The sequence below is a fragment of the Bacteroides sp. f07 genome (genome assembly GCF_042854785.1).
GTDB lineage: Bacteria > Bacteroidota > Bacteroidia > Bacteroidales > Bacteroidaceae > Bacteroides.
The window spans coordinates 2420463-2434069 of record NZ_BAABXI010000001.1 but is presented as its reverse complement, the minus strand read 5'-3'; the positions used below and the strand labels follow the sequence as shown (position 1 = coordinate 2434069).

Genomic DNA, 13607 nt, shown 5'->3' with positions numbered 1-13607 from the left:
CATGAGAAGAAAACAAGAGACGAATGTTACGTGCCCGACATGCGGGACGGAACTTGCAATCGCAGGCAAAAAAGTTACCATCGCAGAAAACCCTGCGGCATCAATCAAACAAGCACAACTGCCCAAAACGGCGCACGAACGCATCGAGGCGCTCCGCAGTGTCGGCGTGGACGTGAGCTGCCTGTTTGCCATGCAGGGAGCCAACGGCGGCGATTATGTCGCCTCGAACAAGGACGGCAAGCTGTCGATTCTGGACGACAACGACCCGATTTTCGATTACATCCTCGAAAAGGGAACCGTACCCAACCGCCGTCTGTTCCGCCGCTTCGTCATGGCGCAGATGTTCCACATGCTCTCCTACAAGGACTATGGCGCTTGGAGTCCGGTTGGCGTGACCGAGATGATCCACCGTCTGGGCTATGAGTACGAGTGGAGGATGCTGCTCGACGAACTGCGTGCTCAAATGAAGATGGAGCGCAACGACCCCGAGAACTTCGCAGATAGGAACCGCTGGTTCAACGTCAAGGTCGCTACGGCTATGGCGGAAGATTACATCGAACAACTGAAAACGCATGTCGAGAGCCTGCCGGTCAAGAAATGCAAGTGCATTCCTTACAAGCGTCTCGGCAGCCACAACATCTTCGTACAAGACCTGCACCCCAAACTCTACAGCCCGCTGCGTCTTGCAGCCTACCATATCGGAGCGGCTAAAAATGCCACCCAGCTCTACAATGCCGTGAAGAAGTTCAACGACAAGCGGTTCAAGATGAAGCACGCCACACCCCAGAGCAAGGTGTGGGTAGATGCCTACAAGGGTGCCGGCGCATTCTACACCATGCAAAACCTCATTCGGTTCCACGACTGTACGGCCATTGACGACAGAGGGCGGCGATTGGACAAATACCAGTCGCTTGCGTTCCTTTCGGCCAAGGCCGAAGAGTATAAAGACGGCAACGGATGGCGTCTGCTGGCCGCACTGAAAAAGATGCTCGACGACAACGGCATCGACGTCAAAAAGAAAATGGCCCAGTGGCGTAAGAAGTAGGCCGTCATCGCCTGGCAGGCTTGATGTGATGGGCCGATACTTTCAGTTCGTCTTCCTTGAGAGGATCCTGAGGCGCTGGCTACACGCCGTGCCTCAGGATCCTTCCGGAAGACCATACATCAGAAGGATAAAGCCATGCCCCACATCGGTAGTCGCATCATTATGTATCTTCTAAAAATGTAACGACAATGAATAAGAAACAACTCAGACGCAGGGCATACCTGCTGTACAAACTGCGAAAGAAAGGCATCCGATGCCTGACCCGCCAGTTCACCATCTTCTATCCATACGGGAAGGACCCGGAAGCGATGGCGGAAATTGTTCACCTCCGAAAAGAATTCCACTTCTCGGTACAATTTGAAATCGCATGAAGCGACTTCTAAACCCGCACATTCAATGCACCGATCCCGACCAACTGCAATTCTGCTTGAAAATATCGGACACGGTATTCTGGTATTGTGAGCCGAATACCTGCCACCGTGATTTGCTACCGTGTGCTGAAACGGAATCCAATCGGATTTATCAGCGGTATCTCGGATACCCGACAGAGTTTTTGCACGATGCGCACAATGTGCCCGAAGTCCGAAAATTCGCAACGGACAACATGCTTTGGCGGGAAGGCGAAATCGACGTAACGGATTTCAGCCGATCAGAGCAAGAAGAATTACTGAAAGATTACGGTTACAAGTGGGATGATTTTTCCACAGACATTGACCGTAACCAGATCATTTGTGAGAACCATTTCGAGCAATACCTGCTCGACTACCGAAACGACATTTGAATGAACAATCAAAATCATAAATCATCATGCAATACGAAACGACAGATTGGCGCACGAGGGCCGTAAAATACCTCCAACAATACACCCGCGCCATGCGGGATGTGATAGAACGTTTTGTCGAACTGTTCTGGGATCAGGATGTGACGGACGAAGATAACCTTATAGCTTTCGAGAATTACGAAAGCGAGTTGGAAACTGCTTATACATACTGATATGAACAGATACGAACAAATAACCTATAAAGGACACCACATCAATATCTACTACGATGACTGTCCCGAAAGTCCGCGCGAGTGGAGCAACCTCGGTACGTTCTACACGGCACACCGGCATTACCGTCCCGAAAAGGAGTTCGACGAACATTTCGACTTCGACGAAGTATGCGACGGCCGCCCCGGAAACATTCGGAAATCATTCCTGCAAAAGCATATCGCTTTGAACCTTTTCCTCTATGACCACAGTGGTCTCAGCATTTCATCCGGCCCCTTCTCGTGCCGATGGGACAGCGGATGGTTCGGAATAGTGGCGGTCAGTGTCGCACAGGTAAAAAAGGAATACGGCTGGAAAGTGCTCACGCAATCCCGCCGCAAGAAAATCGAGGAATACCTCCAAAATGAAATCGACACATACAACGAATACCTGCATGGTGAAGTGTACGGATTTCAGGTTACGCCGGAGGATGACGACACCGAAATACTGGACAGTTGCTGGGGCTTTTTCGGTAATGATGGAATCGAGCAGATCAAAAGCGAATGTCAGGCTTACATCGATGATAAAATTACCGAAGACAACCGGCAAGAACAGACCGAACATCTCCGCACATTCGGTCTGGAACTCCCATTCCCGGAATTTGCATTATCAACAAACTAACACATATCGCAATGGCTGACAAACTGAAATATAACGCAACAAAAATCATAAACGGCTACAAAATAGACGTTAAGGTACAGCTCGATGATGACTGCCGCAACGGATATGCCGACTTCGGCGTTACAGCAACCATCTACGAAAAGGACAAATACGGCGTCTGGAAATGGTGCATGGCCGGGTGTTGCCATGAACAAATTGCAGAGGCCTTTCCCGAACTGCGCCCGTTCATCGCCTTACACCTGTGCGATGCCAAAGGAGCACCGATGTATGCGCAAGGCAACGGATTCTACCACCTGCGAAACAGTTCCAAGGAGGTTACAATGAGCGAACTCCGTATTACCCAACAAGAGTACGACCGATTTCTTCGTGAGGCGGAAGACCAACTTTACTTTACCTACCTGCTTCAGATGATGGGCATACCCGCCCGTTGGGAGGAGGAAGCCTGTGCTGCAATCAAACAACTTGAAAAACTGACCGGAGAACAATTTGAGGACACCTCCGTCCGCTATCAGTTTACCCCTCTTACTACGGAAGAATTCCAGCTTGTGGAATCCCGAATTGCCGAAGGTTATTACCTGCCGGCAAACATCAAAAAGCGCAGACATGAAGCCCAACTTGCTGCCAAGCGGAAAAAAATCAATGACCTCAAGTCCGCTGCCGCAAATGAGAAGGCAAAAATAGATTTGGAACTTTCCGTCAAACTCCATGTACTCCGTTGCGGAATGCCACTCGACAACTTCATCTACTACGACCATCGAAACACGGGCGTATTCAACTGGCGGGACTATGCTTCCAAGAACGACATCGTTACACAGGAACAATTTGACCGCTTCCTGAAAAAAGTGGACTACACCAAACTGCCTTCCGGCATCGAATTCCAACTTAAAACTGCGTAATATGACCCCCGTACAATATATTCAGGAATGCGTATGCGGAGCGATGACTGTAACATTCGAGAACGGTGCAAGTAACAGCATGAGCCGCGAAGTTTTCGACCGTATCGGATTTATGGGAGAACATCTTCCGCAGGTCTTTTGTAACTGCAATCATTGCGTCAATCATTGGGGCATCGATCTCTGCAAATGCGGTTCAGGACAACCCGTCGGCGAATGTGAATGCGGAAGTGGTGAGGCAAGCGAGGAACTCGGCATAAAAAGACCTTTTGTCGGATGGGTATTTTAGCTGACCAAATCAACACACTCGACCGTTTGGAAGAACAGTATAAACGGGAGAAAGAACGTATTGAACAGGCTATTGCCGATACAGTGCGCGGCGTAGGGCAAAATCCGGCCGTCAAACCAATCGGGAAAAACATGTTCACGATTTCCATGTCCGAGCTGACAAACGCCCCTTGGTCTCCGGAATTCCACGACTGGACGATTCAAGCGGAACGCCTGTTGGTCGTACTGAACAAAAAGCCGGTCAAAGATTGGCTGACATTCATAAGGGAACTGCTCGACAAGAACTCCGGTAACGGGTGGTCCGGTGTCACAGTCTGCAAACAGGTTCTGAGCAAAAAATTCCTCCGGAAGGTTCTCGAACGATTATAAAAATTAACACGAGAGAGAAGGTCATCGCCTTCTCTTTTTCATTTTCAACTATTCTTCAACAGATAAAACAGAAACATCATGAGATACGTCGTAGATGCCCCGATGGTTGCCCATCTATGGGCACATCAAAGTCAGGATAGCGCACGGAATGGGCGCAACTTCTATTTCGAGGGCAAAGATATTTATTCCTATGGTTCACATTTCCGATGTGCCTCTATAGAAACGAATCAACAAGGGCAAATAGCCTATCTGGTAACAACCCGTACTTATTCCAGCACCACCGGCAAACACATGGGCATGGTGCGGAATGCGATTCCTTGCGGAGAACAGGTTTTCGACACGCATCGGTCAGTTTCCCTGTACAAAGACAAGCTGTCGGAAAGCAGTTACTGCGAATCGGCCTATTACATCGTCGATCAGATAGAAAAAATCAGCGAATACATCAATGCACAACAGAAATCCCGTACTCAAAACTATACGGAACATGTCAAAGAATGCCTGCTCAACATCGGTCGCTGGATTGAATTCTGGGGGCTCGACAAACGGCAAAAGTCTGCAACCGGTCGCTGGCTCATACCGGTACTGACCAAATTGAGCAGTACCGCCAAAAAAGACAAAACGAAATTCTGGACCGTAACAGGCGAACGACCTCGTTATTCCAGTGAGCTGCCGAGAGAAAACAAGTCCGAACATCAGGAGTTGTTCCTCGATATTCTTACACGAGGTCTGCTTCAGCCCGCATCAGCCGCAGAATACAAAGCCAAGCTCTCTCAACTCTTTATTGACCGTACCGGCGATCCGCTGCTGTGGGAGCATTTTGCCGAACGTAAAGAACGGCAGGACGCAATCAATCGTCGTAATAAAGAACTACGGGAGCAGCAGTATGCCGAACGTCGTGAGAGATGGTTGCGTGAGGAAAAGGAGCGACACCTCATAGCCGACATGTCTTTCGAGGAGAAAAAAGAACTGTGGTACTCGGGGGAAATCTCAAGTAGATGGTTCTCCATTCCCCGCGGTCTTGACTTCAATGCACTGCTCCGGGTACGTAACGGACACATCGAGACCTCAATGGGCATTCAGGTCAAAACCAAGGAAGCTGTCCGCCTTTGGAAATTGGTTGAACTTTTCCACAAAAACGAAGCCGACTTCCGACATGACCTTGTCCATGATGCCAACAACCATAATTGGACTATCAATTCATACAAGAACGACATTCTGACGGCCGGCTGTCATCGCATCAGCTACGAAGAAATGCGGAATGCCGCCCGACAACTTGGGATTGCCGCATAAATAAACGACTGGTGGCTATGGAGCAGAAAACAATCCGAGCACTCAAAAGAGGAGAGCTTTTCCGTTTCTCGGACCACGAAAACGCTCCGGTCTGGGTGCGTGGAGAATATATCCGTGAAGCGAAGAAATACAGCACCTACAAATACGATGATGTAAATCACGAGAGATTACTCTCCGGCGACAAACGTGTCATCGTCGATTTCATTTTTTGACCGACAATAATCTATACAATCTATCTAAAATATGAAACGAACAAACGAAAACATCGTATCCAGCTTCTTCTACTACATGTGGAACCGCTGGAGCAAAACGGAATGCGAAACCGTATTCGGGAGCATGTCCGACCATTTCTGGGCAAAATGGTGCGGTCTGAGCAGCGTTACGTTGTCAGGTGCAGCCGAACGCTTCTATGCCGAACTGGGCAACAACGCCCGCGACAAAATCGTGGAACGGGCGTGCGAACTCTATGACGGACAAAGGTTCGTTACCGAAAGGGAGGAGGAAGATGAAAGTCAAATCAACGTATGCGAATGTTGCGGCTCCCGTGACATTCAGATCCGGGCATGGGTCGATGGCAATACCAATGAATACATCTCGGACATTGATGATTCCAGTGATGATTTTTGGTGCGACTCGTGCGAAGAGGCTCACTATTTCGTCTCATTGAAAGAGTACAAAGAACGAATGTACCAGTGGTGGAAACACTTTGACCCGGAAGAAAACAAACGGCTGTCCGGCGGTGCCGAGGACCTCGACGCCTGGTGGAACTCTTTGTCTTTCGACCAGCAGCGGGAGCTGTACAAGAAAAACTATTGGGACGAAGAATAAGAAGAACCTAAATGATGAAAGAATTGCATACTCTCAACCACTCTGTCGCCATTACCGATGACGAAGAGGAAATCGTTGAGGTTTGGACGACACCCCAAACCAACCCGAAAACTTTCCGTAAAAGGGTAAAAAGCCTGATGATTTCCGGTTTGTCGCAATCGGAGGCCGAACACATTGCCTCCACCGAACCGATGAAACTGGAACTCTTCTATGATGTGGAACTCGGCAGCTTTGCCATTGACGCCGAAGCGGTCGGCAACACACCGTTATATCATCCCTATACGGGCTGTGAAATACCCGATGAAACGACATAGTAAACACAATTTATTCACCCGAGGCGGAGAGCGAAAGTTCTCCGCCTTTTTTATTCTTCAACTGTTATGAGTAAAGGATACAATGCTCCGGCAGAAGTCCGGGAACTGGAAAAACAGATCAACGACTTCACGTATCGGAACGGACTGGACGTGAAGACCGTCTTTCAAGACCTGCTGCGCTACATCGTACACGGGTTCTCGCTCCCCGACACGCCTCCGCTCTCCGATTGGAGGTACAATAAAGAGCAGACCAAAGTATTTTACGACATGTTCGCCACATGGATACAAATCATGTCGCAGCAAATCGAACGGCACGGCTGGTACGATGCTTTCGGCGACCTGTTCATGGCTCTGACCTCCCAGAGCGGCCAGCAACAGAAAGGCCAGTTCTTCACGCCCGCACACATCACCGACCTCATGTCGAAGATGGTTATGGACAAGCAAGAATCGCCGTCCAAAATCATCTCAATATGCGACCCCACGGCAGGCAGCGGCCGGACGCTGTTGGCGGCCAAGGCCGACCGTCCGCAAAGCTACCTGGTCGCATGGGACATCGACTACACCTGCTGCCTGATGTGCGTGTGCAACTTCCTGATAAACGGCTGTGTGGGTGAGGTAGTCTGCATCGATTCACTCCGTATGAACAACTTCCGGGGAGCATGGATTGTCAATGAAGCACTATGCAGAACAGGGCTTCCCTCTGTCCGCAAGCTCGACGAAAAAGAGTACAACCACTTCAAGCAGGCCGACATTCCGCCTTTCGTCTTCTTCATCAATCAGGAAGGCTACGACGACTATTTCCGAATGCGGGAAACGTGGGCGAAAGTCATGGACCTCTTTCAGGAATCCCCGACACCTCAAACAGGCACCTGATGCCGTATCATTAACGTAAATTCTATTTGCCCATGTCAGTCAAAGGTCAAATTACCACTGCCGAACCGCTGGAATTCAAGGATTTCATCCGTCTGCTTTCCTGCCTTCACGATGACGGCAATTACCTCTGGGAACTTTACTGTTGCATCTCTTTCTGTACGGCTTGCCGTGTATCCGATGTCCGGTCAATGACATGGAAAGACGTACTCGAAAGAGACTCTCTCTACAAAATCGAACAGAAAACCGGCAAGACGCGCCAGATTCCGTTCAACGAAAACGTACAGCGGCGGATCACGTCGCTATATAAACTACTCGGCTCACCGGACAAACGGTTACCGGTCATCTGCAACCCCAAAACGAAGAAACCTTATACTGCGCAATACATCAACGACACCCTGAAATATTTACGGGTGAAGTATCGGCTGCCGATCAAACGGTTTTCCAGCCACACTTTCCGCAAGACTTTCGGTCGCTACGTTTACGAATCGATGGGACGCACAACCGAAGCGCTGATCCTGTTATCGATGATTCTCAAACATTCGTCGCCGCAAGTGACAATGGTCTATCTGGGAATCCGACAGGAAGAGATTGCCGGAGTTTACGGAACCATCCAACTCAATTATTGATACATCATTCGCCATAATGATAACCGGAGCTGTCCAGACGTGAGTCCCGACAGCTCCACCTTTTTTGAAAAATCAAGAGACGGGTAACGCCGGTCTCTTCAACATATCAACTAATCTTTATAAAACCTCTTCTTTATGGACAACATAAGCAATATCATGGCCGCCATCGTGGCCATTCTGAAAAACAATGGTCTGACGGAACTCTCGTTGGGCGATTATGCCGAACAGGACGATCCGACCTTCATCATCTGGTTCGATAACGACGGCACTCCCTATGACGACCCGGCCATCAAAGTCATCGTGGAGAACTCCGAAATCTCGGTCGAACTGGAGGCCCGAGACTTCTCCAACAACGTAACTCTTCAGGCTTACGAAATAGACCGTCTGGAATGGTGGCAAGGTCTCCATACTGGTGTATTGGGGATTCTCGAAAAGGATGGCAAGCGCCGCTGTCCGGTCTGCGGAAAACCGCTTCGTGCCCGCCAGAAATACTGCTCCGAGACCTGCCGGAAATTCGCAATGCCCCAGCCGACACCGCAGGAAATCGCCGAACTGGCAAACAAACGCATTCAGAAACTCATCGCCCGCATTGCACAGGGCAACCGAAAACTACGTGCGGAGTTAATAGAAAAATACATCGTCAAATTATGAAATACAAAGACTATACTGTCAAGTACAAATCGACCGGCAACACGCATATCGACCACGCGGACGATATTTTCTGTCAGGTGTACCGGCAGTCTGAAGGCGCATCGGACGCCGAAATGCTGAGCAGTTTCATCATCGCGGGCGGAGAAATTCATGATTACGGTTCGACAAAGGCTGCCATAACGGCCTACATGCGTCGGGACTATCCCGACAACGACGCTCCGACCGTACAGGAATACTTCCAACTGCAAGAGCGTCAAAGAGAATTGCAACAGCAGGCAAAACGGCTCATCGAGTGCCTGCTTATCCGACATGGCGGAGCTATCACGTCGTATCCGATAACCGATGAGCACGGAGGCTGTGGCTATCCCGTGACGATGCTTTTTCACGGACGATCCGGTTCACGGAATATCAATATAACCCATGTTCATCTGGACGAGATGGGTCGATTGAAAGCCGGCGGCATTGATGACCATGACGGCACCATTGAGCAGAGACTCGATATTCACCCCGAACATTATGCGGGAACGCTCGCTTTTCTTGCTTTCGCACTCGGAATACACCCTCCCGAATCGTAAAAATAACATTCTAAAAAACAGCAATATGGACTTACACCTGTATTACAAAGAAAACAAAGACGAAATCAACTCGTCCATCATGGAGATTGCCAGCGACTTGGCAGTAGCCCGTCTGGTAGACAAACACCAACTGCCCTTCGACGCATTCATCGAGCCGGAGGACCCGGAGGCCCCCAACAGCGGCACCTGCTACAAAGACGAGTATCAGGACGAATACAACCGGTTCTACGACGAGGAGTACGACCGCCTTGCCCGACTGATGAAATTCGACATTACGTCTCCCGATGGTATCGCCGGAAACAACATCGGTTCTCGGGCAACCGAAGTCAAGACGGTTTACGTCACTGTTCGCTACGACATCGAAAACCGGACTGGTGACGACGTATCCGAGGAGAACATCGACGACATCCTCGACCGGCTCCACCATGATACGAAAACCGTAGGCGATATCATCGTGAACACAGAAATCTGCGGCCGCCATGACGAAGGTAGTTTTTAGAAGATGGAAGAACGGTGACATCATCGCACTCTTTCCGGATGAGCCGTGGAGCCGAAGTAGCTATATGACTACCTCCTACATGCACGTCGGTCAACACGGAGCCGCAGACTATGCCGGTGTAATCGCCGATACGTCTCCCGCGCAAGAAAACGAATACAGGGATTTGCTCAATGAACTGAAAGCCATCGGTTATACCGATCTGCGCATCGTTCAGCGAGCACGACCCAAATTCACTAACAAAAACATGTAATGGAAAATAAGACTTACGAAATTGAAATAGACGGACGAATCATTTCCGTCACAACAAAAGAAGTGCTGGACTTCTATCCGAAAGAATATCGTCTTACCGAAGACGACATCCGGCAATACGCTGCTGTTTACACTGCCCGAATTAAATGTTACAGAGAGTATGACGGCCCGCTCGATGCCGCTTACGTTCGCAGGCTTTTGGACGAAGAACGTCTGATGAAAAACGGAGAGTCGGACGGTTTCCGCCTGCGACTTGATTTCAGATGGTATGTGGAACTCCGCAAAGAAGACGGCCCGCGAGTTGCCCCGTTCAAATATGCCATAGAGGCTTACTGCCTGGACAATATCCAATCTTTCTCGCGTCGGTACGTCAGCATGGAAAAGGCACTGCTGCATTGCTTGAACGGGTTCAACGAGAATGCAGCCATACCGAATCGCTACGAATCCATTCAAGATTACTTATCCAAACACCCTGAACAATGACAAAAGCAACAATCATCTTCGGTGGCGATGCCACCAAATACTATAACGAAACCGGCCAAATCCCGTCAGCCGAATGGTTGATGGACAACGGCGGCGCAGTTCATGACATCGAATTTTCTACCCAAGCGGAGTACGACGCCTACGTGCAAGGCGTATCGGATGCCCATCTATGGGAAGACTATCGTGTCATCCAGAAAGCGAACACACCCGACAGTCTCCACGTGCAGTCATACCATGAACAACTCACGACCATCAGCAATCATCTTATTCACAACATCAGCCAGGCAAAGGAACATCCTGAAGGATGGCTTCCGCATGTAGTTTACGTCGAAGAAGAGGGTGATTATCCCGTCTATACCATGTACAAACTGGAAGAGGTTCGCCCAGATGGAACGTGTACGTTGTTCAATCCGGAAACCAACGAACGAGACACGCAACGCCACCTCTACGAAGTCAACATCGACTGGCTCGTAACACTTTGGAATTACTACAAAGAATTGTGCATCGAGCAGCATCTTCATTCCGTTATGAATGAGGAGCAGGTAAAACCGAATCTGCCTCCTTTTCGAGACGGTGATTTTGTTTGCCTGACCGACGATGCCATTGCAGAGATCCGTAGAATATTCGGGGACACTCCGGCTGACTATCGTCGAAACATGCTGCTTCAGGTAAAATACATGCGACGGAATAGCGCGGACAATTCATGGCACATCGGCGTACAGGACATCCACGAAGACGATGTACAGGAATTTGCCGGTAATTTCCTTCGTTCGGCAACGGCGGACGACATTAGCTCCCTTTCCAGCAAAGAACGGTTCTATGCTTTCGTTTGGAGTTGCAATCATCTGAAACGCAATGTTTCGGACGCCGAACTGCTCGACGCCTGGCGAAACAGTCCTTCCCGCAGTGTTATCGACGAAGAGGACGAAACCGAATATGAAGTCGAACGCCTGACACTCGACGAATTGGCCGAACGCATTAACGATGAAGGCTTTAACGATACCGAAGACTATGTTCGATTCATACAAATGACCGATTAACATGGAAACAGATAGAAAAGAATACCTCCTGCGTCCTCTTATCGAGGGCGTTGTTTATGAGATCACAGACAATCTCATACGTGTCAGTAATTCCAATACACTCTTCATAAACCTTGAAAAAAGGGAGCGGATTCAGCTTACAGAAGTCGAAAAACTTTTCCGGGAATTACGAAAAATCGCAAAGAATAATCCCCGGCTCAAACTGAAAGGAGTTACGAAATTCCTTCCGGTTATACGAGAACTATATCCGGAATACTGTGATAGCGTCTCTCTTATAGAGAAAAACTTCTCGGAAATCAGCGAACTGTTCAGGCAAATCAAAACCGACGGACTTCACATGGGGTGTCGTGATGATGAATTGCTGAATCTGGCCAATGCAAAAAGATTCGAGATAGAACGTCAACACTACCAAAATAGCCCATATTCTCGGTTTGTGAAATGTTATACGAACCTGAAATCCGCTCTGAAAATGCGAGGATGGGAAGGCGAGGGAATCGTTAGCTATACCGTATTGCTGTTACCGTTCTAAATACTGATACCATGTTCATATCGAAATCATTAGCGAAGAAACTCCGTCATTCCGCCTCGGTATTGTTGCACGACGGAACAAACGAAAACGGCATGCCGGAAGTTGCGGTTCGACAAGTGAAATCCGTTTGGGGCAAATTCGAGCCGACCGGTCGTAATGGCGGGGTCTGCGTCTCCGCATTATCGGACGGCACCACCCAAATCTCCTACGCAGACATTTTAGGCTACCATACCGGAAAAGAAGCCAGTATTCAACCGTTAATACTCAAAGACTACTTCTGGCAGTCGAAAATGCCGTACCATGACTGGCCGGACTTTCTCCGGAATGCGGCAGAACTGCTGCTTGCTTCCCAAACAGATACCGCTACCGGTATCACAACCTCAAAGCTCACAACCACGAACTATTGGTTCTGCGACAAATGGTACGGAAACCGGCTCTCTTTCGTCCGCTTGCGGGACGCGAAGAAAGCCGCCCGAAAGCAAATCGGAGTAAGCGTAACCATATTCTCCCGCAAGACAGGGGACATCGTCTGTTTCGCCCCGGCATCAGGTTATTGCCCGCCTTGATTGTCTTGTGAAAAAACTAAATGCACTCAGAATCCCGAGAAATTTCCGGAAAGTTATCATCCACTCATATCAATAAAACCAATCAATCATGAACAAAGACAGACGAAAACAACTCGAAGATGTGAAAGATTCCCTCGACGAAATCATCGCATCATTGAACGAGATCAAGGACGAAGAACAGGACGCCTACGACAACATGCCAGAAAGCCTCCAATCATCGGACAACGGCTCCCGTATGACCGATGCCATCGATGCCATCGACGAAGCAATTTCCTCTGTTGAGGAAGCGCAACAGCACATCGACGAAGCTGCCGCATAAAAATAACAGGGCGGCTTGCACCGGTTCCCTCGTCCGGACCATTATTCTTTATTTACACGAACCATCAAAAGCAACGTTATGACAATAGAAGAACTGTTAAACAGCTACTTTCGGCGCGATGCGAAAGTCTCCGAACAGCTCGACACAATCGAACGTGCCGAGGCCGATATGCAACCCGTGCCGAAATTGACAATCTCAGTACCGAACTATGCGGATGAAGTCATCCGGCCTATCCTGAAAATGGTAGCCGGGGCTCTTCCCGAATACGCAATCACGGTACCGTCCTCCAAACAATGTCAACTGGTCAACGGACTGTTCCAGATACGGACGGACAAAATCTGCCTCGGCGGCCTCTCGTATCCGACCAAGGACGACCACAAACTCTATTTCGCCCCGCTGTTTCATCGCAAAGCCGGCGAAAGGCAGGAAGTGAAAACCTTGGAGCAATTAGTGAAAATGCTCCGTGCAGAGCTCAACAAACGGGGATTGCTAATCCTTCCGAAACACATTTAATCCAAT

Annotated in this window: 24 protein-coding genes; all 24 read left to right on the top strand. The window is 49.2% G+C overall.

The genetic code is table 11. The annotated features are described in order from the left end of the window. Position 1 precedes the first annotated feature (1 nt). The 24 genes from ACGHVY_RS09915 (at position 2) to ACGHVY_RS09800 (ending at position 13601) form a co-directional block, all read left to right on the top strand. Positions 2-1045: a ubiquitin carboxyl-hydrolase gene (locus ACGHVY_RS09915; protein ID WP_390598735.1), complete on the top strand. Its 1044-nt coding sequence runs from the start codon at positions 2-4 to the stop codon at positions 1043-1045. Positions 1046-1233: 188 nt separating this feature from the next. Beyond that, on the top strand, positions 1234-1416 hold the full coding sequence (locus ACGHVY_RS09910; protein ID WP_390598733.1) for a hypothetical protein: 183 nt from the start codon (positions 1234-1236) through the stop codon (positions 1414-1416). Beyond that, a complete protein-coding gene (locus ACGHVY_RS09905) occupies positions 1413-1826 on the top strand; it encodes a hypothetical protein (RefSeq protein WP_390598732.1) in 414 nt (137 codons plus the stop codon). The genes ACGHVY_RS09910 and ACGHVY_RS09905 overlap by 4 nt, the downstream gene beginning before the upstream one ends. 26 nt (positions 1827-1852) lie before the next feature. Beyond that, complete coding sequence (locus ACGHVY_RS09900) at positions 1853-2038, top strand: hypothetical protein (RefSeq protein ID WP_390598730.1); 186 nt, start codon at positions 1853-1855, stop codon at positions 2036-2038. Between the two features lies 1 nt (position 2039). Beyond that, on the top strand, positions 2040-2696 hold the full coding sequence (locus ACGHVY_RS09895; protein ID WP_390598728.1) for a hypothetical protein: 657 nt from the start codon (positions 2040-2042) through the stop codon (positions 2694-2696). 11 nt (positions 2697-2707) lie between these two features. Then, positions 2708-3592: a hypothetical protein gene (locus ACGHVY_RS09890; protein WP_390598727.1), complete on the top strand. Its 885-nt coding sequence runs from the start codon at positions 2708-2710 to the stop codon at positions 3590-3592. A gap of 1 nt (position 3593) precedes the next feature. After that, the gene (locus tag ACGHVY_RS09885; protein WP_390598725.1) at positions 3594-3878 is read left to right on the top strand and encodes a hypothetical protein; all 285 of its coding nucleotides are present in this window, start codon (positions 3594-3596) and stop codon (positions 3876-3878) included. Beyond that, positions 3866-4246 (top strand): hypothetical protein, encoded by a 381-nt coding sequence (locus ACGHVY_RS09880; RefSeq protein ID WP_390598724.1) that lies wholly within the window; start codon positions 3866-3868, stop codon positions 4244-4246. Before ACGHVY_RS09885 ends, ACGHVY_RS09880 begins: the two co-directional genes overlap by 13 nt. Positions 4247-4324: 78 nt before the next feature. Next, complete coding sequence (locus ACGHVY_RS09875) at positions 4325-5536, top strand: hypothetical protein (RefSeq protein ID WP_390598722.1); 1212 nt, start codon at positions 4325-4327, stop codon at positions 5534-5536. 17 nt (positions 5537-5553) lie between these two features. Further along, entirely contained in the window at positions 5554-5748 is a 195-nt protein-coding gene (locus ACGHVY_RS09870; RefSeq protein ID WP_390598721.1) for a hypothetical protein, read from the top strand. A gap of 31 nt (positions 5749-5779) precedes the next feature. After that, entirely contained in the window at positions 5780-6364 is a 585-nt protein-coding gene (locus ACGHVY_RS09865; protein ID WP_390598719.1) for a hypothetical protein, read from the top strand. 14 nt (positions 6365-6378) lie between these two features. Continuing rightward, the gene (locus ACGHVY_RS09860; RefSeq protein ID WP_390598718.1) at positions 6379-6678 is read left to right on the top strand and encodes a hypothetical protein; all 300 of its coding nucleotides are present in this window, start codon (positions 6379-6381) and stop codon (positions 6676-6678) included. A 66-nt stretch (positions 6679-6744) separates the two neighbouring features. Next, positions 6745-7551, top strand: a complete 807-nt coding sequence (locus ACGHVY_RS09855) for an N-6 DNA methylase (RefSeq protein WP_390598717.1) — start codon at positions 6745-6747, stop codon at positions 7549-7551. Positions 7552-7583: 32 nt separating this feature from the next. Continuing rightward, positions 7584-8177 carry a tyrosine-type recombinase/integrase gene (locus ACGHVY_RS09850; RefSeq protein ID WP_390598715.1) on the top strand — a complete coding sequence of 198 codons (594 nt, stop codon included), beginning with the start codon at positions 7584-7586 and terminating at the stop codon, positions 8175-8177. Between the two features lie 135 nt (positions 8178-8312). After that, entirely contained in the window at positions 8313-8828 is a 516-nt protein-coding gene (locus ACGHVY_RS09845) for a hypothetical protein (RefSeq protein WP_390598713.1), read from the top strand. Positions 8829-9016: 188 nt separating this feature from the next. Beyond that, positions 9017-9403 carry a hypothetical protein gene (locus ACGHVY_RS09840; RefSeq protein WP_390598711.1) on the top strand — a complete coding sequence of 129 codons (387 nt, stop codon included), beginning with the start codon at positions 9017-9019 and terminating at the stop codon, positions 9401-9403. A gap of 25 nt (positions 9404-9428) precedes the next feature. After that, positions 9429-9902: a hypothetical protein gene (locus tag ACGHVY_RS09835; RefSeq protein WP_390598709.1), complete on the top strand. Its 474-nt coding sequence runs from the start codon at positions 9429-9431 to the stop codon at positions 9900-9902. Further along, positions 9883-10152, top strand: a complete 270-nt coding sequence (locus ACGHVY_RS09830) for a hypothetical protein (protein WP_390598707.1) — start codon at positions 9883-9885, stop codon at positions 10150-10152. The genes ACGHVY_RS09835 and ACGHVY_RS09830 overlap by 20 nt, the downstream gene beginning before the upstream one ends. Next, on the top strand, positions 10152-10634 hold the full coding sequence (locus tag ACGHVY_RS09825; protein WP_390598705.1) for a hypothetical protein: 483 nt from the start codon (positions 10152-10154) through the stop codon (positions 10632-10634). The genes ACGHVY_RS09830 and ACGHVY_RS09825 overlap by 1 nt, the downstream gene beginning before the upstream one ends. Next, the gene (locus ACGHVY_RS09820) at positions 10631-11674 is read left to right on the top strand and encodes a hypothetical protein (RefSeq protein WP_390598703.1); all 1044 of its coding nucleotides are present in this window, start codon (positions 10631-10633) and stop codon (positions 11672-11674) included. Before ACGHVY_RS09825 ends, ACGHVY_RS09820 begins: the two co-directional genes overlap by 4 nt. 1 nt (position 11675) lies before the next feature. Further along, entirely contained in the window at positions 11676-12203 is a 528-nt protein-coding gene (locus ACGHVY_RS09815; protein ID WP_390598701.1) for a hypothetical protein, read from the top strand. A gap of 11 nt (positions 12204-12214) precedes the next feature. Continuing rightward, positions 12215-12769 (top strand): hypothetical protein, encoded by a 555-nt coding sequence (locus tag ACGHVY_RS09810; protein ID WP_390598699.1) that lies wholly within the window; start codon positions 12215-12217, stop codon positions 12767-12769. Between the two features lie 88 nt (positions 12770-12857). Then, complete coding sequence (locus ACGHVY_RS09805; protein ID WP_390598698.1) at positions 12858-13088, top strand: hypothetical protein; 231 nt, start codon at positions 12858-12860, stop codon at positions 13086-13088. Positions 13089-13103: 15 nt separating this feature from the next. Next, a complete protein-coding gene (locus tag ACGHVY_RS09800) occupies positions 13104-13601 on the top strand; it encodes a hypothetical protein (protein WP_390598697.1) in 498 nt (165 codons plus the stop codon). Positions 13602-13607: the final 6 nt, after the last annotated feature.

Excerpts from the sequence above, each read along its gene's own strand:
- ACGHVY_RS09915 (WP_390598735.1), top strand. The coding sequence starts at position 2 with ATGAGAAGAAAACAAGAGACGAATGTTACGTGCCCGACATGCGGGACG.
- ACGHVY_RS09910 (WP_390598733.1), top strand. The coding sequence starts at position 1,234 with ATGAATAAGAAACAACTCAGACGCAGGGCATACCTGCTGTACAAACTG.
- ACGHVY_RS09905 (WP_390598732.1), top strand. The coding sequence starts at position 1,413 with ATGAAGCGACTTCTAAACCCGCACATTCAATGCACCGATCCCGACCAA.
- ACGHVY_RS09900 (WP_390598730.1), top strand. The coding sequence starts at position 1,853 with ATGCAATACGAAACGACAGATTGGCGCACGAGGGCCGTAAAATACCTC.
- ACGHVY_RS09895 (WP_390598728.1), top strand. The coding sequence starts at position 2,040 with ATGAACAGATACGAACAAATAACCTATAAAGGACACCACATCAATATC.
- ACGHVY_RS09890 (WP_390598727.1), top strand. The coding sequence starts at position 2,708 with ATGGCTGACAAACTGAAATATAACGCAACAAAAATCATAAACGGCTAC.
- ACGHVY_RS09885 (WP_390598725.1), top strand. The coding sequence starts at position 3,594 with ATGACCCCCGTACAATATATTCAGGAATGCGTATGCGGAGCGATGACT.
- ACGHVY_RS09880 (WP_390598724.1), top strand. The coding sequence starts at position 3,866 with ATGGGTATTTTAGCTGACCAAATCAACACACTCGACCGTTTGGAAGAA.
- ACGHVY_RS09875 (WP_390598722.1), top strand. The coding sequence starts at position 4,325 with ATGAGATACGTCGTAGATGCCCCGATGGTTGCCCATCTATGGGCACAT.
- ACGHVY_RS09870 (WP_390598721.1), top strand. The coding sequence starts at position 5,554 with ATGGAGCAGAAAACAATCCGAGCACTCAAAAGAGGAGAGCTTTTCCGT.
- ACGHVY_RS09865 (WP_390598719.1), top strand. The coding sequence starts at position 5,780 with ATGAAACGAACAAACGAAAACATCGTATCCAGCTTCTTCTACTACATG.
- ACGHVY_RS09860 (WP_390598718.1), top strand. The coding sequence starts at position 6,379 with ATGAAAGAATTGCATACTCTCAACCACTCTGTCGCCATTACCGATGAC.
- ACGHVY_RS09855 (WP_390598717.1), top strand. The coding sequence starts at position 6,745 with ATGAGTAAAGGATACAATGCTCCGGCAGAAGTCCGGGAACTGGAAAAA.
- ACGHVY_RS09850 (WP_390598715.1), top strand. The coding sequence starts at position 7,584 with ATGTCAGTCAAAGGTCAAATTACCACTGCCGAACCGCTGGAATTCAAG.
- ACGHVY_RS09845 (WP_390598713.1), top strand. The coding sequence starts at position 8,313 with ATGGACAACATAAGCAATATCATGGCCGCCATCGTGGCCATTCTGAAA.
- ACGHVY_RS09840 (WP_390598711.1), top strand. The coding sequence starts at position 9,017 with ATGCGTCGGGACTATCCCGACAACGACGCTCCGACCGTACAGGAATAC.
- ACGHVY_RS09835 (WP_390598709.1), top strand. The coding sequence starts at position 9,429 with ATGGACTTACACCTGTATTACAAAGAAAACAAAGACGAAATCAACTCG.
- ACGHVY_RS09830 (WP_390598707.1), top strand. The coding sequence starts at position 9,883 with ATGACGAAGGTAGTTTTTAGAAGATGGAAGAACGGTGACATCATCGCA.
- ACGHVY_RS09825 (WP_390598705.1), top strand. The coding sequence starts at position 10,152 with ATGGAAAATAAGACTTACGAAATTGAAATAGACGGACGAATCATTTCC.
- ACGHVY_RS09820 (WP_390598703.1), top strand. The coding sequence starts at position 10,631 with ATGACAAAAGCAACAATCATCTTCGGTGGCGATGCCACCAAATACTAT.
- ACGHVY_RS09815 (WP_390598701.1), top strand. The coding sequence starts at position 11,676 with ATGGAAACAGATAGAAAAGAATACCTCCTGCGTCCTCTTATCGAGGGC.
- ACGHVY_RS09810 (WP_390598699.1), top strand. The coding sequence starts at position 12,215 with ATGTTCATATCGAAATCATTAGCGAAGAAACTCCGTCATTCCGCCTCG.
- ACGHVY_RS09805 (WP_390598698.1), top strand. The coding sequence starts at position 12,858 with ATGAACAAAGACAGACGAAAACAACTCGAAGATGTGAAAGATTCCCTC.